Raw genomic sequence first — 20,730 nt, 5'->3', positions numbered from 1 at the left:
AACCTCCTAGTCGGGTCGGTGGGTGGTGGGGTTGGCGACGTCGAGGCGGAGGTTCACGACGTGCTCATGCCGACCGCGCTCGTCAGTGTCGAGCGGGGCGGGAGTCTGCTGCGCGACGCAGAGCACAAGCCATGTGCCGTCGGGCAGTTCGATACCGGCGAGGCCGTGCAAGGCGGCGTACAGGGCCTCGGCGCGACGGCGGGAAACCCGCGGGTCGGCGGTGCCACGCACACGGATTTGAAGCGCCCGCTCGTCATAGCCGTTGCGGGCGTCCTGCTCGGCCCCGCCGTACAACCACAGGCCAACCGCCCTGTCGGGGCCGGGCGGCAGCGTCTCGGCGAAGGTGTCGCCGCGGGTGCCGGTCGGGTCGTAGTCGGCCAGGCCGAGCCCGTCGAGGTAGCGGGCGAGGCCGTCGAGGAGATCAGCCACGCAGCGCCCTCCGGACCTGCGCGGCGATGATCGCGGCGACCTGCCCGGACTCCCGGCGGGCCGGTTCTTCGAGGTACTTCGCCTTGCGGCCCGGGGAGTGCCGGGCGCTCATGTCCTCGTGCACGCGGACGGCGTACGGGGTGTCGTAGGAGACGGCAGCCACGAGGTTGCCCTCGTCCACGGACGCGGTGCCGGAGCGTTCGAGGGTGCCCTCGTCGAGGGGGACCTCGGCGCGGGAGGCGGCGAGCAGGTGCTCGGCGCCCAGCAGCAGGCCGCGCACGGCACCCGCGCGGGCCCGGCCGCGCACCGCGGCGCCGTTCCATCGGATGCGGGCGCGCTGCACGGTCATCCGCAACTCACCTCCGTACAGGCCGGGACCGGGAGCCCCGGGGCAGTGTGCTCGGCGACGGTGAGCGCGGTGCTGGTGCGGCCGTCGGGCAGGGTGAGGCGGGAGCCGGGCGGGCACTCCAGACCCGGGGCCGTGATGACGGTCGCGGTGGCGGTGGCTTGCCGTCCGTCGGCGGCGCGCACCAGGCGGCGAGCGGGGTCGACCAGCGCGCGGACCTCGACACCGGGGCCGTACTGCAGCCCGTACGCGGTGTCGCCGAGGTAGGGCTCGACGACGACACGGTGCCGCAGCAGGAACGCCGGAACCTTCCTCACCACGGCCACACGACCCCGGGTTCGAGTCCGGCGCGGCGCAGCGCACGGGCGGCGCGCGGCGCCAGCTCGACCCCGGCCGCGCCCGACGCGGTGCCGGAGCGGCCCGACAGGGAGACGGGGCCGATGCTGACGGAGTCCCAGTGCCCGGCCGCGCCGGTGCCGTCGTCGCCGGTGGCGAGCTGGTACTCGACCTGGGCACAGGTCGCATCGGCAAGGGCCGCGCGCACCGTGTCGTCGAGCGGGTCGCCGTCGTCGTCGACCCGGTAGACCGCTGTCAACAGCGCCGAGTCGACGTCTTCCGTGGCGCGGGCGAGCAGCCGCTCGGCGTCGTCCGGCGCCGCCTGCCCGGTCCACGCCGCGAGCTGTTCGGGGGTGGCGTAGGTACGGGCGGCCACCGGCTCACGTCCCCTTTGCTGCGCGGGAACGCGAACGCCCCGCGGGCTTGACCGGCGGGGCGTCAGGTTCGGTGCGGTGCGCGGCGGGCGCGGGGTGGTAGCGGCGCAACATCACTCCGCACCGCCCCCGTCCGACGCCGGGGTGAGGCTGCCGACGCACACGCCGCGGTCATCCAGGCGCTTGACGGCGTAGTGCACGTTCGTGGTGATCACCGTCGTCCGCTTCAGGATGTCGCGGTCGGTCTCGACCACGGGGCGGTGCTTGTAGAGCAGGCCGAGGGCGCTCTGCTTCAGCAGCAGGAAGGTTCCTGCGGCTACCCGGTCCGTGACGATCACGGGCATACCGGCGACCGCGCCGACCTGTCCCGTGGTGACCGGCGTCGAGGCGCCGAGGGTGGCGGCGTTGATGAACTGGTCATCGGTGAAAATCTGCGCCATCTGCGCGGAGTTGATGAACAGCCCGGAGAACTCCGACGGGTCGAACTCGTCGCCGAACGTCGCCAGCGCGGGAACGATGGCGTCGCGCCACGTGAACCCGGCCCCGGCCTCGGTGGCGAAGGCGTACGGCTTCCCGCCGCCCTGGCTGGTCTCGTCGGCCTGCGCCTGCGTGATGAGGTCCGCGTCGACCTTGCGGGCCGCGAGGATGCCGAACTGCCGCTGCGCCTCGCCGCGGGGGTCGCCGAGCGCGGTGAGCATGGCCTTGTCGGTGATCTCGACGGCCTTACCTGCCTCGCGGATCGTGGCCGAGCTGCTGCTCTGCCCCATCACGGCCGTGCCCATGGGCACCGCCTCGGTCAGCTCGTCGAGGTCACCGAGGGTGCCCCACTTGGGAAAGTTGATCGTGTCGCCCGGCTGCCCGGCGAGGGTGTCGTCGGACTTCACGGCGGACGATCCGGCGACGCGCACGGCGCCGCGGAAGACGCCCTGTGCCATGTCGGCCCACACTTCGGGAACGATGAAATTGGCGGCCTTGGTCTCGGCCATGGCGGGTGCTCCTTCTCTCCGGCACACGGCCGGGCGGTTGGGGATGCCCGGCGGCGGGCGCCGGGGTCAGGAACCAGCGGACAGGCGCCGGTAGGTGTCGGGGTCGGACTGGTACAGCTCCGCGCGCCGGGCGTAGTCCATGGCGGCGAACTGCTGCGCGGTGACGCCTTCGGACGGCGGGCCGGAGAACTCCGCGCCCGCCCGCGACGGCCCCGGGGCCCGCTGCGCGGCGAGCTTCGGATTGGCAGCGACCGCGGCTTCGACGGCGGCGCGCACGGCCGCGGTGTCCGTCGGGTCGACGTCGGCGAGCGCGGCGGCGAACGCCCGGGAGTCGAGCAGGGCGTCGGGGTCGCCGCCGGCATCCCGCGCGGTGCGGAACACCGCCAGCTCGACGGCGGTCTGCCGGGCGTGCTGCTGCTCGGTGGCGAGCTGCTGCGTGAGCGCGGCCGGGTCCGGCGGCGCGTCGTCCTGGACCAGGCCGAGCGCGCGCCCGATCTGCTGCGCCAGCTCGGCGCGCGCCTCATCGGCGGCGGTCTGCTTCGCGGTCACGCGGGACTTACCCGCATCCCGGCGGGCGGCGGCGAGCTGCTGTTCAAGACGGGCGATCGTCGCCGACGGGGCCTCGTCCTGCCCGGTACCGGAGGGCGGCGCCGGGGGCGCGGCGGGCGTGGTGGGTGCCTGCTGGCCGGTGTCGGCCGGGCCCTGCCCACCCTCGTCCGCCGGGGCGCTCTGCCCGTCGGTGTTCGTGCTGGTGATGCTGGTGGTGTCGCTCACGGGGGTGCACTCCTGGTGCATCGGGCCCGCTCCTGGCGGGCGTGTGGGCATACGAAAAAGGCCCGCCGTGGCGGGCCCTGGAGGGGAAGTGGAGCGGTCGGCGCCTACTCGGCGGCCTACTTCTGGTCATGCTGCTCGTCGGCGAACCGCGCCGTCTTGGCGTAGCCGCGGACCCACGCCGAGCGGCGCAGATCTCCGGACGGGTACGGGCAGGCGGTCACCGGGTCGCCGGATCGGCCGGCATCGGCACCCGCGGCCAGAGCGCGGACAAGGTCACCCCTGGTGCCCATCGCCGCCGCCCCCTTCACAGCCGGTTCTGCCGGTCGCCGCGGGCGCGCCGCGCGGTCTGCGCCGCAGCGTCCCGCACGCCCGTGATCTGCTCCGTGTACTCGGCGAGCGTAGTACGGGGGTGGGCCTCCCACCACCGAATCAGATCTTCGGACGCGCGGGCGTAGGCGACGTGCGCGGGGCCGGTGAACAGGCTCCGCGGATCAACGCCGTTGGCCTCGGCCCGCCGGTTGAGCAGGTGCCCGCGCAGCGCATCTTCGGCCTCCAGCCACTGCGCCGCGATGTGCTCGCGGTACATCTCCCGCACCTGCTCGCGGGTGTACGCCGTGCGCTGCGCCTCAGCGGCGTGTGCGCGGTCGGCGAGCCACCGTTCGGCGGCGGACATGCCCGCGTACGGGTCCTCGTCGAGGGCGAGGTGCGCCCAGCCGTCCGGGTCGGTGACGGGCGCGAGGGTGTCGTCGACCGCTTGCCGGTCGGCGAGCTGCCCGGCGACGGTGTGCGCGCCGTGCGCCGCGGGCGGCGGGGCGGGCGGGTACCGGCGGTCGAACTCGTCGGCGATCCGCTCGGCGCCGCGCGGGTCCCCGTACCGCACGGTCCAGCCGAGGTCATCGTCACCGAGGCCGGAGAGATCCGCGGCGAGGTGCCCGTCGGGGAAGACGCGCGCGAGCAGGTCGCGCTCGTCGCGGCGGTCGGCCTCGGCCTCGATCCGGCCGCGGTCGCGGCCGTCGAGGTGCCCGGAGCCGTGCGCGGCGGCAAGCTGGTCGTCGCCCATCTCCGACAGCGTGTGCCGGTCGCCGGACCGGACACGCGCCGCATCCACGGCCGATGCCGTCGGGACCGGTGCGGCCGAGGGAAGGTTCCCGGCGCCGGACTGCTCCCGGTACCGCTTGCGGATCAACTCCCGGTGATCTGCCAGGTGTTCGCGCTGGCGCTTCTGCCAGGCGCGTACCTTCGCCTCGGCCGCGCGCCGCGCCTCGGGCGTGACGGCCGCCGCCTTCCGGTTCTTCCACTTCCGAATGCCGCGTTCGAGGGCCCGCTGTTTCTGCGTGGCCTCGTAGCCGTCGGGGTCCGTGGAGTGCTCGACCGGCGCCCGCGTCACGCCCGGCAGGTAGGCGGCGAGGCTGTGTCGGCAGTTCGGATGCTGGAACCCGGCGCGGCGCGCCTCGTCGAGGGAGGCGGCCACGTGCACGCGCACGGTGCGGCCGTCCTCGGTGGCGTGCTCGACCTCGACGGTGTGGGCGCCGTCCGGCCCGTCGAGCGCGAGCACCTTGCCCTCGTACGGGCGGCACAGCGGGCACTCGTGCGGGGCGTTGGACACGATCACCAGGGACACCCCGGCGGCGCGCAGCCGGTCGCCGTGCGCCTCGACCGCGGCCCGCCCGACAGCCGTCCGTACCGCCATCTCGGCGTACGAGGTCATCGACCACGAGCGGCCGGAGCGGTCCACGAAGGTGCGCAGCCCACGGTCGGCGAACCGCTGCATGGCGGCCTGCGTCGTCTGACGGCGGGTGTCGACGCCGAGCAACGGCGTGGCGGCAACCTCGCCGACGACCTGCCGGTACCCGTCCTCGACACCGCGGAGAATCCCGCGGTGCGTCGCCTCGATCCGCGTCCGCGCCTCCTCGGCGAGCCGGTCGACGGCGCGGGCGTTCGGGGTCGTCTCCGCGATCCGCCGCGCATCGTCGTCGTGCAGCGCGCCCAGCTCGACCAGACCCGCGCGGGAGCCGTCGTTGTACGCCTCGGCGACCGCGTCGAACACGTCGAGGCTCGTCGCTTCGGCGAGCGCGTCGACAACGCCCTGTGCGGCTCGGCGTAGGGCCTGGACGTCATGGAGCTTGGCTGAGACCCACCCGGGTGCGTCCAGGTCCGCGGCGAGCTGTCGCGCAACGATGCTCAGCAGGCGAGCCTCGGCGTCTGCGTAGAGGTCGCTGATCCCGGCCGACAAGTCCTCGACCATCCCTGGGTGTACATGGCACCTCCCAACAGAACAGAAGGGAGGACCACATTTCAGCCGTGATATGCGTCACACGGTCCATCGTGTAAAGAGTGGCGTCCGCGAGGTGTGGACCTTTGAAACATCCGCCCACCCTTCTCGATTGCCTTGGATTCAAATGTTAAAGATGCGACATGTTCCATAATACAGAACAAGTCCGCCCTATTTGCCTCGAAAGTGAAGATTCTCCCCTGGCAGTATGGAGGTGGAGCGTGCGCACGCCTCTACAGCAATGACGCCAACTCATCTGGGGACGAGTCGAGTTGAAGAGAACTGAGAGATTCGACGGGCGTGCGCGTCGGGCTGAGGACATAGTCCTGCGGGTGCCACGGCCCGTGATCCGGATGGGCGCGCTACAGGGCGGCGGGATCGCAACCGCCATTGCCACGGGTCACGTTCACGACCCCACCGCAATGTGGGCGCTCGTGGCGCTGGCCATCGCTGGCCTGGGGCGTGACGTGCTACTCGTCCGAAGCAATGGCCTCGGCGGGATGTAGCGGGGTTACGGCATCAGCCCGGCCTGCATGGGATCTGGAACGGCGGCGCCGGTCTCGGCGAGGATGCGGTCGACCTCGGCCCGTACGGCGTCGTCGTCCCAATCCGGGTGCAGGGCGCGCACCTTGGTGTCGGTGCTGACGGCCTGGGCCTGCTGGAGCAGGTTGAGCGTCTGGGCGACGGTCTGCGGGTCTTCGCTGACGGAGTCGCCGAACGCGATCGTCGGCCGCTCCGGTGTCAGACCGGGGGTGTAGAGGCTCTGGTCCAAGCGGAGCATCACGAAGAGCATGTCGGCCAGCGCCGGGGACCAGTACCGCGACTTCTTGTCGCGGGTGATCATGCTCCGGCGCTCGCGGGCGGTGACCTCGGTCGCCGTGGTGGCGGTCGAGTCGCCGAGGCCGAAGGACTGCGCGGAGTACCCCGCGAGCTGCACGGCCTGCCGCATGATGGCGTCGGCGGTCTGCTGGTGCTCGGCGACCCGGATCGCGAACTGCGACAGGGTGATGCCGCCAACCCCGTCGTTCGGCGGGATGTTGAGGGCCTGCCAGATCTCGCGGTCGTCGTCGAACGAGGCGCCGCGGCCGGGGCCGTGGTCGCGCAGGTAGCCGTCGGGCACGATCAGCCGGGCGCGGGCGAGGCGGATGTCACGCAGCCAGCTCGACCACGTCTCGTCGAGCGCGTCGAACAGGTCGTGCGCCGACTGGTAGTCGGACCGGCCGAGCGGTGACCCGCGATACCGGCGGTTCGGACGGATGTTGGGGACGTAGGCGGCGGTGAGCTGGTCGAGGCCGGTCTCGATGCTGTCGCCCTCGACGCCCAGGGCGTCGGCGAGCGGCGCCGTGTCCGGGTGCTCGGTGAGCGGCACGCGGGTGCCGAGGCTGTCGACGGTGCCCTCGTAGAGGCCGTGCAGAACGCGGCCGACTTCGTGCCGCTCCAGGTGCCGCCAGACCGTGTCGGAGCCGGACGCCAGCTCACGCCAGAACGTCACGGCGGACAGCTGCCCCCACCGGAATTCGGGGTCCGCGGCGTCGGCGTGTACGGCCGTCAGCAGCGGGCGCGGGGCGAGGGCGGTGTCCCAGGTGACGCGTAGGAACACCCCGCCCAACGCGGCGCCGACTTCGGCGGCCTCCAGCAGCGTGTTCGCGATGCCGTCCGCCTCGGTGATCTCGTTGAGCCGGGCCTGTGTTGCCGGATCGCCGACGGTGAACGTCGGCGGTTCGCTGAACAGCAGGTCGGCTGATGTGGTGGCGATGTCGGCGGGCAACGGGATGTGCAGCCGGGTGTCGTGGCGGCCGGGCTGGGGGTGCCGGTGGCGTGCCCACAGTCGACGGCGGCCGTCGTGCCGCTGCTCGGTGTACTGGTAGATGTCCGCGAGGCGGCGCCGGTCGCCGGAGTACCACGCGTCGTCGGCGCGAAGCTCTCGGTACAGGCGGCCGAGCGACGGAGGCGGCCAGGCGGCGCCGTTGTCAGGCAGCGGCATCCGCGCTCACCTCCCCGTACGGGATTCGCAGCGTGGTGGTCAGCGGGTCACCGCCGTGCGAAACGATGCGGCCCTCGCGGTCACGCAGGAACAGTTCGGCCCGCACGCCTTCGGTGGCGTGCAGGGTTATCTCGCACACCAGCGACGCGGGGATGCCGAAGGCGCGAATGGCGGCCTGCTTCTGCGCGTTGGTGATCACGGCGGGGATCGTGGTCGGGCTCATGGAGTGGCCTCCTCGGGGGTTGGGGCGGGGGTGAGGTGGCGCCACTCGTGCGCGGTGGAGTGGACGGCGTAGCGCAGCGCGTCGGCGGAGTGGTCATCGCGCTTGATGGGGCGGTCTTCGCCGCGGTCGGATGCGGCGGGGTCCCATGCGTAGCCGGGCAACTCGGAGAGCAGCCCCTGGCATGAGGAGTGGACGCGGAGCAGGCCGGAGTCGAGCGCGGTCGATACGGACCGGATGCCGTCGAGGACTTCGTTTCGGGCCCGTGCGATGCCGGGGTGCCCGTCCGTCCACAACTGGGTGGAGAAGCTTGCGGCGGACGGGTCGACGAACGTCCACGCGGGTTCGACGTCGAGTTCGGCAAGCCAGCGGCGTATGGCGGTGCTGTACTGCGCGTCGGTCATCTGGCGCCGCGTGGCACGGGAGTCATGGCGCCACTCGGCGACCGCGTACAGCCGGTTGTCGTCGCCGAGGCCGAGCAGCACCGCGGACGTGGCATTGGTGGTGCCGTAGTCGATCCCGAGCCAGTGCCGGGCGATCGGGGGCAGCTTGTCGACGACGTGCTGCTGCTCGTCCCACATGTCGTACACGGCGCCTTCGGCCACGCACCACGCCCCGTCGATCATGCGGCGCTTCCACAAGCCGACGTACTCGGCGGCGAGCGAGGCGACATAGGCCGGGGAAAGCGACGGGTTGTCTTCGAGGCGGAAGTGCCACGAGCGCAGGTCGAGTTCGTGCTCGCGGTCGAGATATCCCGTCTTCAGCCAGTGCCGCGGCCCGTCCGGGTTGGTGGTGGCCAGCAACCGGGCGCCGGGCACGGAGAGGCGGGCGAGAAGCTGTGTCCAGAACCCTTCGGGGAGCAGCGTCGCCTCGTCCACGTACGCCAGGCACGCGGTCAGGCCGCGCAGGCGTCCCTCGGCGCGCGCGTCAGCGGCGCCGATCAGGTGGACGGTGCGGCCGAGGATGACGGCCGTGGTCGCGCCGCGGGTGTGCCGCACCTGCCGGGCGACCGGCCCGAACAGTGCCTCGTCGGCGAGGGGTTCGAGGCAGTTGCGTTCGATCGTCTGGAGCGAGCGGCCACAGATCACGATCAGGCCGGACGGCGGGGCCTCGGCGACGGCCAGGACGAAGGCGAGCAGGCTCGCGACGGTCTTCCCGGAGCGAACCGCGCCGTGCCAGAGGCAGATACGGGCGGTGGCCTGCGCGATGGAACGAAGCTGTTTCCGCGACAGGGGCAGGGAGTCGAGCACCACCGCTCACCCCCCGGTGTCGGCCCCCTCGTCCGCGTCGGCCTGGTGGTCGTCGACGAACGCGGCGCGCAGGCCGCGGGCAAGGTCGGTGAGCATCGAACGGACCTCGCCCGCGCCGGTGCCTGCGTCGATCTCCGCGAGCCGCGCAGCGCTCGACAGGTACGAGCCGATGGCCTGGGAGTGATGGCGCTCATCCTGGGCGGGCGGTTCGGCGGAGATGACGCGGACGGTGCGGCCGGACGGAAGAAGTTCGGCGCGCACGTATTCGGGGGCCTCGACGCGGTCGAGGTTGGCGGAGGCGCGGGCGTAGAGGCGGCCGACGAGCTGTCGGCGCTGCTCGGCGAGGTCGAGCTGTCGCGCGGCGGTGGCCGGGGCGACCCGGGCGCCGCCCTCGAACCGCAGCCCCTCATCCCGCGCGATCTTCGACACGGTCGAGCTGCTGCGCCCGATGGCGCGCGCGATCTGATTCCGGGACTGCCCGTCGGCGTGCAGGCGGCGCACCTGCTCCCGGTCCTCCTCGGAGATGGGCGCGGCCATGTGCTCACCTCCCGGACATGCGAGCGGCCCGGCACCTGCGGGGCAGGGGCCGGGCCGTCGAGGAAGTGGCTCAGGCGGTCTTGCAGAACGTCGCCAGCGCGGTGTTGATCTGCTTCGCCTCGGCGGTGCTCACCTCGTGCGAGCTGGTGCCGAACCGCTGCTGCGCCGACCAATCCACCTTGTCGGCCTTGCCGTTGATGGCGCTGCACTGGTTGCGGCTGTTGTCGACGGCCTTTTCCTTGTCTGCGACCAATTCGCGATAATCCCAGTCTGGCAGCCCTCCTCGAACGTCGTTCACGGGGACGGGGATACATGCGATGTCAGGTCCGGCGCCGTGCTCGGCGGCGATCGGTAGTCGGAATGCCGGAAAGGACCCCTGCCGCCGCGTGCGTGGTGGCAGGATCTGCGCCCAAGCGAGGCTGTAGGGCCCTTCGCTGCGCACTAACTGGCAGAAACGAGCGCCCTACGCCTCCTCGCGGGAACTCAGCCTCAGGCTGCGCACCTGTGCCGTGTAAAGCGCCGCCGACCACCAGTACAGTGCGGCCCCCCAAAACGCGAGCGCCCACCCGATTGCGCGCGCATAGTCGGCCAGGGAATTGCCTCCGTCAGCAAGGAGGAGTAGTGGAAATGCATACATCAGGTTGAATGTAGCCGCTTTCCCGATGAAGCTGACCTGAAGAGGGCTGTATCCGATTCTTCGCAAGGTGGCGATATTGATGAACATGAATATGTCGCGCGCGACAAGTAGCAGCAGGAACCACAAAGGGATAACATCCCTCAAGAGTAGCGCAAGTAGCGTAGAGATGGTATAAAGCCGATCGGCGGCTGGATCTAGAATCTGACCGAGGCGAGTTACCTGATTCCAACGACGGGCCAACTTCCCGTCCAGGTAATCGGTCACCCCGCTAATAGCCAGCAAAGCGATCGCCCAACCGTCAAGGCTTGGAGAGTCAAAGTAAGGCTGAAGGACGAGCCACAGAAATACTGGAACTCCGGCAACGCGCAGTGCGCTCAACGCGTTGGGGATTGTCAACACCTTGTCAAAGTGCTCGTTTTTCACTTCCCTGCCTCCAGCTGGACACTCCAACACCCCAGGCTTTCCGAGTCTAAAGTTGGGCAATTTTTGATCTTATCAGAGCCGACCCTGGCTGCGGTCGACAAGGGTCGGCGAGTCGATGCGCGGCGGATCGTTGAAACCGCGAGGAGGTTGACGGGTCGGCGAAAATATGTCCGAACACGTATGGGTTAAAGTGCCCTATTTCGGGCATTAGGTGTCAATGTGGAGTCTTATTTATACCCTTGTGGATCATGATCGACGTTGTTAGCTTGTTTGGGCATTGTTCGGTCATCAATGCGCTGTCCCCCGCTCTCGCTGTCATGGCGAAAATGGGGGTAGGCTAATTTATTTAGACGTGCGGTAATAGCATTCTTGCATATGGGGGATTTTGTGAAAATGAAGCGCTTGACGGTGATCGTTTCTACTACCGTGCTGGCCTCTGCGGCCTTGGTGGCGGTTTCGGGTAGCGCCGTAGCTGCGTCGCATAGCACCACATGGAAAAACGCGGCGACCGGCCGTTGGCTCGGCGTGGACACCGGTATAACTGGCACTGGGAGTAAGGTTCTCACGGATAGCCGTAATGCTGGCGGATGGGATGAGACCAAGAACTCCGACGGCACATTCACGCTCGCATGGAACGGCTATGGCACGGGTTCCCACTGCTTGGACAGTAAGGCCAACGGTTCCGTCTACGCGATTTCCTGCAATGGCGGAAATAACCAGAAGTGGCACGAGACGAAGACTGCCACCGGGTGGCGTTTGAAGAATAAGGCTACCGGACTCGTCTTGGACAGTAACGCGTCCGGCTCTGTCTACACGAAGGCTGACAACGGTGGTAAGTATCAGCGGTGGAACTAACTCCTAGGGAGTAGCTCTAAAGCTCCACGCTTTTTGATTGGCCGCCAGCGTTAGCTGGCGGCCAATCTGCGTCCGGGGTAAATGACTGGGCGCGCTCGTGTGGTTGCAGTTGTGCCGTTCCGGGTCGGCCGTAGGCGGTGGGCGTCGAAGGGGTGTTGGGCCCCACGATGGCGGGTGATACGTACGGCTTGCCTCGGTCACGTGGCCGTAGGGAGCGCCTTCTCCTGGTCTGCTTCGGCCAGCGCGGTTACCAGGGCGAGCAGGTCATGCCACTGCCACATCCGTCGACGGGTGAGGTCGAGCGGCACGGGGCGGGGCAGCGGTGGCCCGTGCCGCACGTGACGCTCGGCTTCTGGCCTGGACCAGCGTGCAGGCTAAGAGCCCCACCGCACCTCGGGCACGGCGGGTCGGGCACGGGCGTGGTGCGCTGGTCGAGGTTGAGCGTGTGCAGCAGGCGGCTGGCGGCCTGATCAGTGACGCGGTGTGCCTCGTGCAGTAGTTGTTCGGGGAGGGGTGCGGATGGCGCCTCGGCGCGCGGCTCGGCGTCCTCGTCGACTACGCGCCCCTCGACGTACAGGGCGGCCCAGTGCAGGCCGTACGCGCGGCTGCCCGGGTCGGTGGGGCTCCGGAACGTCCAGCGTCGCGGGTCGAGCGCGGTCCGCTGGACGGCGGCGGCGAGGGTGTCGGCGAGGTCGAACAGTGCCCGCTCGACGGCGAGGCCGGTGTCGAGGGCGTCAAGGTTGACCGGGGCCGGGTGCTGGCGCAGGACCAGCGGCGCTCGGTCGGCGACGTCGAGCGTGTCCTCGTCGGCGGGGCGCAGCGTGTGCGCGAGCTGCCGTGGCGGCCACACATCGGCCGGCATGGTCTCGATGGCGAGCAGCAGTTCGCCCCAGTGCTGGCGGATGGTGGCGAGGTGGGCGGCGGCCTGGTGGGCGCGCGGGTGCGGCACGGCGGGTCTCCTCGACGGGCGGCCGGGGCGCGGTGCTGCGCCCGGCGCGGTCACGGGGTGGGCTGGCGGTGGATCGGGTGGGATGGGCGCGGGGCGCAGCGGCGGCACCGCCGGTGCGGGCGGGTGGCCCATGACGGGATGACGCGCACCGGGTCGGCCGGATGGGGGCGTTCCTGCTCGGCGTCGCATCCAGGGCACGAGTCACGCAGCAGGCCGTAGCCGTGCGCGCACCGGACGGCCGTCGTGGTCACCGCTGCGCCTCAGCGAGGGCCTGTTCAGCCTGCTCGGCGCGCCGCTCGGCCTCGACAATGGCCTGCTCGGCGGCGTCGAGGCGCTGATGCAACCGGCGAACGGCAGCCTGCTGCCCGCCCGCCTCCCGGCGGAACCGGTCGCCCTCGACCATCTCGGCTTCCACGTGCGCGCGCAGCAGCGCCCCCTCGGCCGGGGACAAGGCCCGCTCGCGCTGCGCCCGGGAGAGCAGGACGAGTAGGGAGTCGCGGCGGGCGGTGCGTTCCTGTGTCCGGGCGGTGCGGCGGTTCATGGGTGGGGCTCCTTGCGGTGAGGTCGAGGGCGGTCGTGCGCGGGGCGGGCAGCGACCGGTCGCGCGCGGGTCGTCGCGAGGCTAGAAAGGGGCCTGGTCCCGATGGTTATTCCAGGCGTCGGAAGGCCGGTTGCTGGCTCCAGTTGCTCGACCTGGGGGTGTCGCCTGCGGGGGTGCCGGTGGTCTTGGTGACGACGGCGGTGGCGCGCAGCAGGGACGGGGCGACTTCGTCGGCCTGGATGTCGTACGAGGACCGGCGGTTGCCCTCCTTGTCGTCGTACTGGCGCTGGGTGCCCTTGTACGGAGGTCATCCCCAAATGCGACGCCACCTGCCCGCGTGCGCTATCGCGCTGCTCATTTCCGGCATTGCTGTGGCACTCATCGGCTTGATCGGCGACAGCCGCAACGCCGTTATGAACGTCGGCATCATCATGGGCTTGGTGGCCGTCCCCGGAATCGTCGCGGCTTCTGTTGACCGCGCCCACCACATCTTCGACGACCAACTCGCCACCTCCCACCGCGCCGGATATGAGCTAGCGCTCGACCACGTCGCGCGCGGCCTGCTCGACGCCCCCGCCCCGCCGAACCCCGGCCGCCGCTAGGGTCACGCCGAGCCGGTCGCGGGCAACGTGATCACACTGTGACCGCGGCCAATCCAGAAGCGGAACAGAAGGCACTGTGACAACAGGGCAGATACCTCTCCCTTTCAGACGGGAGCAACTCACCCCCGCTATCGGTTACATCCGGGTCTCGACCTGGAAAGAAGAGAAGATCAGCCCCGAGCTTCAGAAGCGTCCATTGAGGACTGGGCGAAGCGAAGCGAACGGGTCGAAACATCGTTCAGTGGGTCGTCGGCCTCGATGTCACGGGTACCAACTTGCACCGCAAGATCATGAAGGCCATCGCGGCCATTGAGGCCGGTTTGGCCCAAGAGATTGCGGTATGGAAATTCAGTAGATTCGGACGCAGCCGACACGGCGCCGCGATCAACCTCACCCGCGTCGAGAAGGTCGGCGGCCAGCTCTACTCGGCCACCGAGGACGCCGACCCGCGCACTGCCACGGGCTGGTTCACCCGAGGCGTGCTCTTCGAGGTCGCCGCGTTCGAGGCCGATCGAATCGGCGAGCAGTGGAAGGAGGCACACGAATACCGCCATGCCATCAAGCTCCCCGCGATGGGCAAACCGCGGTTCGGCTACATCTGGCACAAGCGGTACGACCCGGCAACCGGAGTGCTCCAGCAAGAGCGCTACGAAGTCGACCCGGAACTGCGCGACATCGTAGCCAGACTCTACGCTCGCTACTTGAACGGGGAGGGATTCAAGGTACTGGCCCTGTGGTTGAACGGCCTCGGCTGCACCACCACGCGCGGCGGCATCTGGGGGCTGGAAGGTCTCCGGTACTACATGGGCAGCGGCTTTGCGGCTGGCCTGTTGCGCGTCCGACGCGAGGACTGCCCACGCGGGAGGCATCAAGGCCAGTGCAACCACTACGACCTTGTGCCAGGCGCACAGGAAGCGATCATCAGCGACGAGACATGGAAGGAGTACGAGAAGCGGCGCAAGCAGGTCGCGGGCACTCACCCGCGCAGCCGCCTCCCCAGCTCGGAGGTAACCGGGTTGACGCGCTGCGGCCAGTGCACGGGAGCCGCAACGCTGGCGAGCAGCCGTGGCAATCCGGGATTCCGATGCTCACGGCGAGTTCAATACGGGGATGCCGGGTGCGTGGGCGTCTGGGCCCGCGGTGCCGAGGTCGTCGCCGAGGCCCTCAAGAAGCTCGGCGAGTGGGCCAGCGGGATCGACGAGGCTCCGTCGACGCCGCTGGAGAGCAGCGGTCGGAACGACGACCGGGCGCGCGCTGCTCGCGAGCGGGCCAGGGTGCAGAACGAACATGCCAAGGTCGAGGCGTCGCTGACGCGGCTTGCCATCGATGCGGCGAAGGACCCGGACAAGTACCCGGACGGCGTCTTCGAGGCCGCGCGGGACGAGCTGGTCGCTGAACGCGACGCGCTCGCAGAACGGATCTCGGCTCTTGTCGAGGTCGAGGAAATGCCGGAGGCAGAGGACTATCTGCCGCTCGTGGTGGGTGTCTTGGATGAGTGGGACACGCTGACCGTCGCTGAGCGGAACCTGATCCTTCGGAAGCTGATCGGGCGAATCGTGCTGCACCAGCCGGAGCGGCCGGGCCCGATAAGGATAGAGATCATCCCTGTATGGGAAGAGGCGCGCGAGCCCGACCAGCGCCTTTACGCCACGATGGCGTGACGTTCTTCAGAGAGAAAACCCGAGAAGTTCCTGATCGCCCCCGACGGCACGGTCGCGGCGCGCTTCGCCCCGCAGACCGAGCCGGACGCCCCCGAGCTCGTCGCCGCCGTCGAGGCCCAACTGCCCGCATGACGGCCCGGTGCGCGTCCGCCCCGGCGGGCGCGCACCGCCGAACGCCCGCCCGCCCGGTCGGCGGCCGGACGTTCACTCCTCGGCGCGCCTGGTGCCGGGGCCCTTCGGGGGTGCGTCGTGGCGGCGGGAGCGGGGGATGACGCGTTCCTCGTCCGCGGGCGGGCGCCGGTCCGCGGGCTGCGGCGGGGGGTCGGTCGGGGGCCAGGCGACCGGGGTCGGCGCACCGGACCGCCACTCCCGCAGCAGTTGGTCGAAGATCGGCGTGGCCTCCTCCCGGCGCCCGGCCTGCGGCGCCGGGGCCGTGGGCGGTGACGGGGGGAGAGCGCGGCGCCGGAACGGGGGCCCGGCGTTCTGCTTGGCGTCCATGACCGGACTCAACCAGCCGACCCACCCGCGGGTTGCGGGCACACCACCCGGACCGCCGCAGATGCGCCTGCGCCGGTGACGGGCAGAAGATACGTTCCCGCGCGCGCCGCGGTTGACAGGCCACGCCGCCGGGCAGGCGGCCCACTGCCGCTCCGGTCCGCAAGGGCGGGGCGGTCCCGGTCCGGCGGGCGGAGCGCGCCGCCGGGCGGGCGGCGGGAAGCGGGACCGCGGGGAGAGGGGCGCACATGCTGTCAAGGCGATCTTCGGCCGGTCCGCCCCCGGGCGACCGGCGGCACGGGGGCGGCGATTCCTCCGGCGTACGGGCGTGTGTCCCGTCCCGGGATGCCGAGGGGTGTCGTGAACATGCCCGATGTGTCGGATGTCCCCCGCCGGAAAGGTGTCGCGATCGGACCCTGCCTTCCCATGAGCGGCCGGATGTCGTCTACAGTTGCAGAAGTCTGCAATTCAACAGTTGGTGTGGTTGTCGGCGGACCGTGAGCGGAGGCAGGCGTGGGCGGATGGGCCGGAGCGGCAGGGGAGCGGTCCCGGGATGCCCGGCGCCGCGCGGCGCGGACGCCGCACCGACCGCACCACCGACGCCCCGCCGCGGCGGGAGCCCCCTCATGAACGACCCCCGGCTGCCGCTGTACGAGGCGAAGGCCGCATTCTTCCGGGTGCTCGGCCACCCCGTACGCATCCGTGTGCTGGAGCTGTTGCAGGAGGGCCCGTTGCCGGTGCGGCAGCTGCGCGGCGCGATCGGCGTCGGACCGGCGGCACTCTCCCAGCAACTCGCGGTCCTGCGCCGCTCCGGCATCGTCACCGCCACCCGCACGGGCACCACGGTCGTCTACGAACTGGCCGGCGGCGACATGGCCGGTCTGCTGGGCGCCGCCCGCCGGACCCTCCCCGTGGCCCTGACCGGCCACGGCGACCTCTCCGCCGACCCGCGGCGGACACCGGCCGGGCAGCCCCGCGTCCAGGAGGCGTCATGAGCGGAACGGGAGTGGGCGGAGCGGACGTGGACGGAGCAGGGATGAGCGGGACGCGGCGCCGGGCGCACACCGTCGGCGCACCGCCGACGGGCGTGGCCGGGTGCGCCGCGCGGCGGTCAGCCCGGGCGACGGCCGTCCACCGCGACCGGGGCAGGCCGCCCGGCGGCCTCGTCGAATGAGCGCCGTGCCCGGCGCCGCCCGGCGGAAGGGTCCGCCGCCGTGGCGCGCGGTCCACTCGCGCACCTGCCTGCCGGTCACCGGAACCCCGGACTCCAGGCGCCCCTGCATCGGCCCGCACCACCACGCCTACGAGGACGGCGCGGTCGCCTCACGGGGGCCGCGCCCCTGCCCGTGGCGGCCGCCCGGCGGCCGGACCGCGCCCCGGTGCGGAGTGCGGCGGCGCGCCGTGCCGACGCGGCGGCGCACCGGTCGCCCGATCGGCCGCCCGCTGGTCCGGCCGTCGCCGCCGCCGCGTGTCCTCGCGCTGATCTCCCGGCGCAAGGAACACGCGACCACCCGCCAGGTGCTGCTCTACATAGCCGTCGGCCATCTCGTCGCCGGATTCCTGGTGTTGGTGATCTACCTGGGTCGCCACGCGGGCACCTGACGCCCGGCCGGGGCCCGGCCGGACGGGGAGCGCGTACGGATCACGCGGCGCGGGCCGCAGCTCCGCCGCCGCGAGCCGTCCGGCTGCCCCGAGTCGGGAACGGACGGTTCCGCGGGCACGTATCGACAGTTCCTTCCGGGTTCCGTACGGAACCCGGAAGGAATGGGGAATTCGTCGGCGGAGTGGGGGTGGTGAACGCGCTGCCCCCGTAAGGGAATCGGGCCCGTCGGGGCTCAGCCCGACCGTGGGGTCAGCCCGCCGTGGTCGGGCGTCCCCGGGCCCGCCGCAGCCACCGGAAGGAACAGCTGGCGCTGGTGCACGGAGAGGTCGCCGGAGAGCGGACGCTGACCCGATTGCATTCCGAGTGTCTGACCGGAGATGTCTTCGCCTCCCGGCACTGCGAATGCGGGGAGCAATTGGCCGCGGCGCTGCGGGAGATCGTCGCGGAAGGCCGCGGAATTCTGGTCCATCTCCAAGGGCACGAGGGCCGCGGAATCGGGCTGTTGGCGAAACTGCGGGCGATGAGGCTCCAGGGGGAGGGGCTGGACACCGTCGAGGCCAACCTCGCGCTCGGGCTGCCGGTCGACGCCCGCGACTACCGCGTGGCCGCCGACGTCCTGCACGACCTCGGCGTCAACTCCGTACGTCTGCTGTCGAACAATCCGCTCAAGCGGGAGGCGTTGGTGGCTCACGGCATCGGTGTCGCGGCGCAGGTGCCGCTGCTGACGGAGCCGTGCCCGGAGAACATTCGCTGCTTCCGCGCCAAGCGGGAGCGGCTCGCCCACGACCTGCCGCATCTGGACGGACTGCTCGGCCGCCCGTGAGCCGGGCCGCCCGCCGGGTACCGGCGCGGAACCGGCCACCCGCCACCACTACACATAAAGGCGACATAAGCGCAGAATAGGGGTGTGTGGTTCCACTGCCGCACGGAACGGCCAGGCTTGCGGACGAAGGAGGCGAGTCGGATGGCCGACGTCTCACACCACAGGGGAGACCTCGCGGGTCACCCCGATGTATCGGAGATGCAGGCCCGGTACGACCGGGTGCTCGGCGGGCGCGACGTGGCCCTCGTGGACGGACCGGTGTTCCTCGTCGGCCTGTTCTGCGCGGTCTCGCCGTGGATCGTGCACTTCACGGCCTCGCAGCCGGCGCTGATGACCCACAACGTGATCATGGGCATCGCCATCGCCGCGCTGGGCCTCGGCTTCACCGCCCGCCCGGCGCGGATGTACGGCCTGAGCTGGGCGATGTGCGTGATGGGCGCCTGGATGATCATCGCGCCCTGGATCGTCGGCAGCGGCCCGGACCGCGGCGTGATCTGGACCAACGCGGTCATCGGCGGTCTGACGTGTCTGCTGGGGTTGATCTGCGTCGCGGTGTCCGGCCGGAGTCGTCGCCGCCACCGCGTCTGACCTGCGCGCACGGCCGGAAACCGTGCGAAAGGCCCGACGGCCGGCACCCCTCGCGGGCGCCGGCCGGCGTCGTGTGCGGGTCCCGTCAGCCGCGGGTACGGGCCGTGTCACCCGGAGTGGCCGGGGACTCCTCGGCGGGCGCCTCGGGCGCCGCCGCCGGTGCGGGCACCGCGCCCGCCGTGGCCGGGGCACGGCCCAGCAGCCGGGTCGCGCGGCGCGCCACCGGCTCGGTGAAACGGGCGGCCAGCGGCCCGAGGATCACCAGGATCAGGACGTACGCGGTGGCCAGCGGGCCGATGCGGGGCTCCACGCCGACCGCGAGACCGGCGATGACGATCGAGAACTCGCCGCGCGCCACCAGTGTGCCGCCGGTCCGCCAGCGTCCCGCCGTACGCACCCCGGCGCGGCGGGCCGCGAACCAGCCGGTCGCGATCTTGGTGCAGGCGGTGATCACGGCCAGGATCAGCGCGGGGACGAGCACCGGCGGGATCGCCGCCGGGTCCGTGTTGAGGCCGAAGAAGACGAAGAACACCGCGGCGAACAGGTCCCGCATCGGCGCCAGCAGATGGTGCGCGCCCTCGGCCACCTCACCGGAGAGCGCGATACCGACGAGGAACGCACCGACCGCCGCCGACACCTGCAGTTGCTGCGCGACCCCGGCGACCAGCACCGTCAGCCCCAGCACCACCAGCAGTAGCATCTCCGGGTTGTCCGAGGAGACCGCCCGGCTGATCAGTCTGCCGTGCCGCAGCGCCACGTACAGGACCGCGCCGACCGTACCGAGCGAGATCAGCAGGGTCAGGCTGCCGCCCGCCAGGCTCAGCCCGGCCAGCAGCGCGGTCAGCAGCGGCAGGTAGACCGCCATCGCCAGGTCCTCGATGACCAGGACGCCGAGGATCACCGGCGTCTCGCGGTTACCCAGCCGCCCGAGATCGCCGAGCACCTTGGCGATCACGCCCGACGACGAGATCCAGGTGACCCCGGCCAGCGCCACCGCGGCCACCGGCCCCCACCCGAGCACCAGCGCGGCCACCGCGCCCGGCACGGCGTTCAGCGCGAAGTCCACGATCCCGGAGGGATATTGCGTCTTGAGATTGGTGACCAGCTCCGAGGCGCTGTACTCCAGTCCCAGCAGGAGCAGCAGCAGGATGACGCCGATCTCGGCGCCGGTGGAGACGAATTCCTCACTGGCGTTGAGCGGCAGCAGCCCCCCGTGGCCGAAGGCGAGTCCGGCGAGCAGGTAGAGCGGAATCGGTGAGAATCCCACCCGCCCCGCGAGCCGGCCGAGTATGCCCAGGCCGAGGATGATGGCCCCGAGTTCGATGAGCAGCGCGGTGGTGTCGTGCACGGGCGGTTACCCTCCGGTGATCAATGCGGCGACGGCGTCCACGCCTTCCCGGGTGCCGACCACGACGAGGGTGTCGCCGATCGCGAAACGGAAGTCCGGGGTGGGCGAGGGCACGGCGTCGGTACGGCGCAGAACGGCGACGATGGACGCGCCGGTGCGGGTGCGGGCCGCGGTGGCCCCCAGGGTCCGCCCGGCGTACGGGGATCGTTTGGTGACCGGGATGTGCTCGGTGACCAGATCGATCTCCGGGTGCTGGTGGAGATGGGCGACGGGGTCGGGGAAGAGGAGCTTGGACAGCGCGCTCGCCTCCTGCGGCGCGAGCGCCACGGAGTCCTGGCAGCTGTCCTCGTCCTGCGGGTCGTGGAAGGCGAGGATGCGACGGCCGTCCTGATGGGCGACGACCGAGACATGCCGTCCGCCGTCCGTGTCGAGGTCGTAGCGGGTGCCGACCCCGGGTAGGGCGGTCTTGCCGACGTGGGCCGATGGCTCCATGGAGGTGCTCCCTGCGGGGGTGCGTACAGCGTTGCGGGCGTGCGAGGCCCCTGGCCGGACGGACCGGTGGGACCGGCCGTCACTGGTCAGGCATTGTGCAGCATCCGGCGCCGGTGACCGGGGCCGGGCGGAGCGGGCCCCGAAGGAGGTGAGGTGGCGTCAGCCGGCGCAGGACATATCGGGAATGCCGCTGCGCGCGCAGGGA

General features: G+C 71.1%; 26 protein-coding genes and 1 pseudogene. 8 read left to right on the top strand and 19 right to left on the bottom strand.

Annotated elements, in window-relative coordinates; genetic code table 11:
* Positions 1 to 6: 6 nt before the first annotated feature.
* The 14 genes from IF23_RS0112025 to clsA form a co-directional block, all read right to left on the bottom strand.
* Positions 7 to 429, bottom strand: a complete 423-nt coding sequence (locus IF23_RS0112025) for a minor capsid protein (protein WP_030282741.1) — start codon at positions 427 to 429, stop codon at positions 7 to 9.
* Positions 422 to 778 carry a hypothetical protein gene (locus IF23_RS0112020; RefSeq protein WP_030282740.1) on the bottom strand — a complete coding sequence of 119 codons (357 nt, stop codon included), beginning with the start codon at positions 776 to 778 and terminating at the stop codon, positions 422 to 424. Before IF23_RS0112020 ends, IF23_RS0112025 begins: the two co-directional genes overlap by 8 nt.
* On the bottom strand, positions 775 to 1,092 hold the full coding sequence (locus IF23_RS0112015) for a hypothetical protein (RefSeq protein ID WP_030282738.1): 318 nt from the start codon (positions 1,090 to 1,092) through the stop codon (positions 775 to 777). The genes IF23_RS0112020 and IF23_RS0112015 overlap by 4 nt, the downstream gene beginning before the upstream one ends.
* On the bottom strand, positions 1,089 to 1,487 hold the full coding sequence (locus IF23_RS0112010) for a hypothetical protein (protein ID WP_030282736.1): 399 nt from the start codon (positions 1,485 to 1,487) through the stop codon (positions 1,089 to 1,091). The genes IF23_RS0112015 and IF23_RS0112010 overlap by 4 nt, the downstream gene beginning before the upstream one ends.
* A gap of 111 nt (positions 1,488 to 1,598) precedes the next feature.
* A complete protein-coding gene (locus tag IF23_RS0112005) occupies positions 1,599 to 2,471 on the bottom strand; it encodes a N4-gp56 family major capsid protein (protein WP_030282733.1) in 873 nt (290 codons plus the stop codon).
* Between the two features lie 66 nt (positions 2,472 to 2,537).
* Complete coding sequence (locus IF23_RS34010) at positions 2,538 to 3,245, bottom strand: hypothetical protein (protein WP_157848006.1); 708 nt, start codon at positions 3,243 to 3,245, stop codon at positions 2,538 to 2,540.
* A gap of 116 nt (positions 3,246 to 3,361) precedes the next feature.
* The gene (locus IF23_RS34395) at positions 3,362 to 3,535 is read right to left on the bottom strand and encodes an Rmf/CrpP fold protein (protein ID WP_169749996.1); all 174 of its coding nucleotides are present in this window, start codon (positions 3,533 to 3,535) and stop codon (positions 3,362 to 3,364) included.
* 14 nt (positions 3,536 to 3,549) lie between these two features.
* Entirely contained in the window at positions 3,550 to 5,490 is a 1,941-nt protein-coding gene (locus IF23_RS0111990) for a phage minor capsid protein (protein WP_030282730.1), read from the bottom strand.
* A 538-nt stretch (positions 5,491 to 6,028) separates the two neighbouring features.
* Positions 6,029 to 7,501: a phage portal protein gene (locus IF23_RS0111980; RefSeq protein WP_030282728.1), complete on the bottom strand. Its 1,473-nt coding sequence runs from the start codon at positions 7,499 to 7,501 to the stop codon at positions 6,029 to 6,031.
* On the bottom strand, positions 7,488 to 7,724 hold the full coding sequence (locus IF23_RS0111975; RefSeq protein ID WP_030282727.1) for a hypothetical protein: 237 nt from the start codon (positions 7,722 to 7,724) through the stop codon (positions 7,488 to 7,490). The genes IF23_RS0111980 and IF23_RS0111975 overlap by 14 nt, the downstream gene beginning before the upstream one ends.
* Positions 7,721 to 8,971 carry a PBSX family phage terminase large subunit gene (locus tag IF23_RS0111970; protein WP_037677992.1) on the bottom strand — a complete coding sequence of 417 codons (1,251 nt, stop codon included), beginning with the start codon at positions 8,969 to 8,971 and terminating at the stop codon, positions 7,721 to 7,723. Before IF23_RS0111970 ends, IF23_RS0111975 begins: the two co-directional genes overlap by 4 nt.
* Positions 8,972 to 8,977: 6 nt before the next feature.
* Entirely contained in the window at positions 8,978 to 9,508 is a 531-nt protein-coding gene (locus tag IF23_RS32005; RefSeq protein WP_051739515.1) for a helix-turn-helix domain-containing protein, read from the bottom strand.
* Positions 9,509 to 9,578: 70 nt separating this feature from the next.
* Positions 9,579 to 9,761, bottom strand: a complete 183-nt coding sequence (locus IF23_RS0111960; RefSeq protein ID WP_051739514.1) for a hypothetical protein — start codon at positions 9,759 to 9,761, stop codon at positions 9,579 to 9,581.
* A gap of 210 nt (positions 9,762 to 9,971) precedes the next feature.
* Positions 9,972 to 10,568 (bottom strand): cardiolipin synthase ClsA, encoded by a 597-nt coding sequence (clsA, locus tag IF23_RS0111955; RefSeq protein ID WP_030282720.1) that lies wholly within the window; start codon positions 10,566 to 10,568, stop codon positions 9,972 to 9,974.
* Between the two features lie 375 nt (positions 10,569 to 10,943).
* Here clsA and IF23_RS32555 point away from each other — a divergent pair, with 375 nt between their 5' ends.
* Positions 10,944 to 11,423 (top strand): RICIN domain-containing protein, encoded by a 480-nt coding sequence (locus IF23_RS32555; RefSeq protein ID WP_078653924.1) that lies wholly within the window; start codon positions 10,944 to 10,946, stop codon positions 11,421 to 11,423.
* A gap of 247 nt (positions 11,424 to 11,670) precedes the next feature.
* On the opposite strand, the gene IF23_RS33510 is transcribed toward IF23_RS32555, so the two are convergent.
* Complete coding sequence (locus IF23_RS33510) at positions 11,671 to 12,372, bottom strand: hypothetical protein (RefSeq protein WP_051739513.1); 702 nt, start codon at positions 12,370 to 12,372, stop codon at positions 11,671 to 11,673.
* 247 nt (positions 12,373 to 12,619) lie between these two features.
* The gene (locus IF23_RS0111945) at positions 12,620 to 12,913 is read right to left on the bottom strand and encodes a hypothetical protein (RefSeq protein WP_030282719.1); all 294 of its coding nucleotides are present in this window, start codon (positions 12,911 to 12,913) and stop codon (positions 12,620 to 12,622) included.
* 317 nt (positions 12,914 to 13,230) lie between these two features.
* On the opposite strand from IF23_RS0111945, the gene IF23_RS34005 reads away from it, so the two are divergent.
* The 3 genes and pseudogenes from IF23_RS34005 to IF23_RS34895 form a co-directional block, all read left to right on the top strand.
* Positions 13,231 to 13,515, top strand: coding sequence for a hypothetical protein (locus IF23_RS34005; protein ID WP_030282718.1), 285 nt, complete (start codon positions 13,231 to 13,233; stop codon positions 13,513 to 13,515).
* Positions 13,516 to 13,718: 203 nt separating this feature from the next.
* Positions 13,719 to 15,176, top strand: coding sequence for a recombinase family protein (locus IF23_RS31120; protein WP_281179963.1), 1,458 nt, complete (start codon positions 13,719 to 13,721; stop codon positions 15,174 to 15,176).
* 21 nt (positions 15,177 to 15,197) lie between these two features.
* Positions 15,198 to 15,308 (top strand): annotated as a pseudogene (locus tag IF23_RS34895) (glutathione peroxidase); the annotation flags it as partial.
* A 72-nt stretch (positions 15,309 to 15,380) separates the two neighbouring features.
* On the opposite strand, the gene IF23_RS0111930 reads toward IF23_RS34895, so the two are convergent.
* Complete coding sequence (locus IF23_RS0111930; protein WP_030282715.1) at positions 15,381 to 15,674, bottom strand: hypothetical protein; 294 nt, start codon at positions 15,672 to 15,674, stop codon at positions 15,381 to 15,383.
* A gap of 623 nt (positions 15,675 to 16,297) precedes the next feature.
* Between IF23_RS0111930 and IF23_RS0111925 the strand changes: the two genes are divergently transcribed.
* From IF23_RS0111925 to IF23_RS0111910, 4 genes are all read left to right on the top strand, one after another.
* The gene (locus tag IF23_RS0111925) at positions 16,298 to 16,666 is read left to right on the top strand and encodes an ArsR/SmtB family transcription factor (protein ID WP_030282713.1); all 369 of its coding nucleotides are present in this window, start codon (positions 16,298 to 16,300) and stop codon (positions 16,664 to 16,666) included.
* A gap of 175 nt (positions 16,667 to 16,841) precedes the next feature.
* Complete coding sequence (locus IF23_RS0111920) at positions 16,842 to 17,273, top strand: DUF6126 family protein (protein ID WP_245654960.1); 432 nt, start codon at positions 16,842 to 16,844, stop codon at positions 17,271 to 17,273.
* Between the two features lie 260 nt (positions 17,274 to 17,533).
* Entirely contained in the window at positions 17,534 to 18,097 is a 564-nt protein-coding gene (locus IF23_RS0111915; protein WP_051739510.1) for a GTP cyclohydrolase II, read from the top strand.
* 141 nt (positions 18,098 to 18,238) lie between these two features.
* Positions 18,239 to 18,685: an SPW repeat protein gene (locus IF23_RS0111910; protein WP_030282708.1), complete on the top strand. Its 447-nt coding sequence runs from the start codon at positions 18,239 to 18,241 to the stop codon at positions 18,683 to 18,685.
* A gap of 85 nt (positions 18,686 to 18,770) precedes the next feature.
* On the opposite strand, the gene IF23_RS0111905 is transcribed toward IF23_RS0111910, so the two are convergent.
* Positions 18,771 to 20,033: a cation:proton antiporter gene (locus IF23_RS0111905; protein ID WP_030282706.1), complete on the bottom strand. Its 1,263-nt coding sequence runs from the start codon at positions 20,031 to 20,033 to the stop codon at positions 18,771 to 18,773.
* Positions 20,034 to 20,039: 6 nt separating this feature from the next.
* Complete coding sequence (locus IF23_RS0111900) at positions 20,040 to 20,525, bottom strand: cation:proton antiporter regulatory subunit (protein WP_030282704.1); 486 nt, start codon at positions 20,523 to 20,525, stop codon at positions 20,040 to 20,042.
* Between the last annotated feature and the right edge of the window lie 205 nt (positions 20,526 to 20,730).

It is taken from the genome of Streptomyces catenulae (assembly GCF_000718015.1).
Taxonomy (GTDB): domain Bacteria; phylum Actinomycetota; class Actinomycetes; order Streptomycetales; family Streptomycetaceae; genus Streptomyces; species Streptomyces catenulae.
Note: the sequence above shows the minus strand (reverse complement) of the source record. Positions and strands in the feature narration are given on the sequence as shown.

What these genes read in the sequence shown, in the direction of transcription:
- IF23_RS0111910 (WP_030282708.1), top strand. Translation starts at nt 18,239, where the DNA reads ATGGCCGACGTCTCACACCACAGGGGAGACCTCGCGGGTCACCCCGAT.
- IF23_RS34395 (WP_169749996.1), bottom strand. Translation starts at nt 3,535, where the DNA reads ATGGGCACCAGGGGTGACCTTGTCCGCGCTCTGGCCGCGGGTGCCGAT.
- IF23_RS0111930 (WP_030282715.1), bottom strand. Translation starts at nt 15,674, where the DNA reads ATGGACGCCAAGCAGAACGCCGGGCCCCCGTTCCGGCGCCGCGCTCTC.
- IF23_RS0111925 (WP_030282713.1), top strand. Translation starts at nt 16,298, where the DNA reads ATGAACGACCCCCGGCTGCCGCTGTACGAGGCGAAGGCCGCATTCTTC.
- IF23_RS34005 (WP_030282718.1), top strand. Translation starts at nt 13,231, where the DNA reads ATGCGACGCCACCTGCCCGCGTGCGCTATCGCGCTGCTCATTTCCGGC.
- IF23_RS0111920 (WP_245654960.1), top strand. Translation starts at nt 16,842, where the DNA reads ATGAGCGCCGTGCCCGGCGCCGCCCGGCGGAAGGGTCCGCCGCCGTGG.
- IF23_RS0111900 (WP_030282704.1), bottom strand. Translation starts at nt 20,525, where the DNA reads ATGGAGCCATCGGCCCACGTCGGCAAGACCGCCCTACCCGGGGTCGGC.
- IF23_RS0111990 (WP_030282730.1), bottom strand. Translation starts at nt 5,490, where the DNA reads ATGGTCGAGGACTTGTCGGCCGGGATCAGCGACCTCTACGCAGACGCC.
- IF23_RS0111980 (WP_030282728.1), bottom strand. Translation starts at nt 7,501, where the DNA reads ATGCCGCTGCCTGACAACGGCGCCGCCTGGCCGCCTCCGTCGCTCGGC.
- IF23_RS0112020 (WP_030282740.1), bottom strand. Translation starts at nt 778, where the DNA reads ATGACCGTGCAGCGCGCCCGCATCCGATGGAACGGCGCCGCGGTGCGC.
- IF23_RS32005 (WP_051739515.1), bottom strand. Translation starts at nt 9,508, where the DNA reads ATGGCCGCGCCCATCTCCGAGGAGGACCGGGAGCAGGTGCGCCGCCTG.
- IF23_RS32555 (WP_078653924.1), top strand. Translation starts at nt 10,944, where the DNA reads ATGGGGGATTTTGTGAAAATGAAGCGCTTGACGGTGATCGTTTCTACT.
- IF23_RS0112005 (WP_030282733.1), bottom strand. Translation starts at nt 2,471, where the DNA reads ATGGCCGAGACCAAGGCCGCCAATTTCATCGTTCCCGAAGTGTGGGCC.
- IF23_RS0111975 (WP_030282727.1), bottom strand. Translation starts at nt 7,724, where the DNA reads ATGAGCCCGACCACGATCCCCGCCGTGATCACCAACGCGCAGAAGCAG.
- IF23_RS0111945 (WP_030282719.1), bottom strand. Translation starts at nt 12,913, where the DNA reads ATGAACCGCCGCACCGCCCGGACACAGGAACGCACCGCCCGCCGCGAC.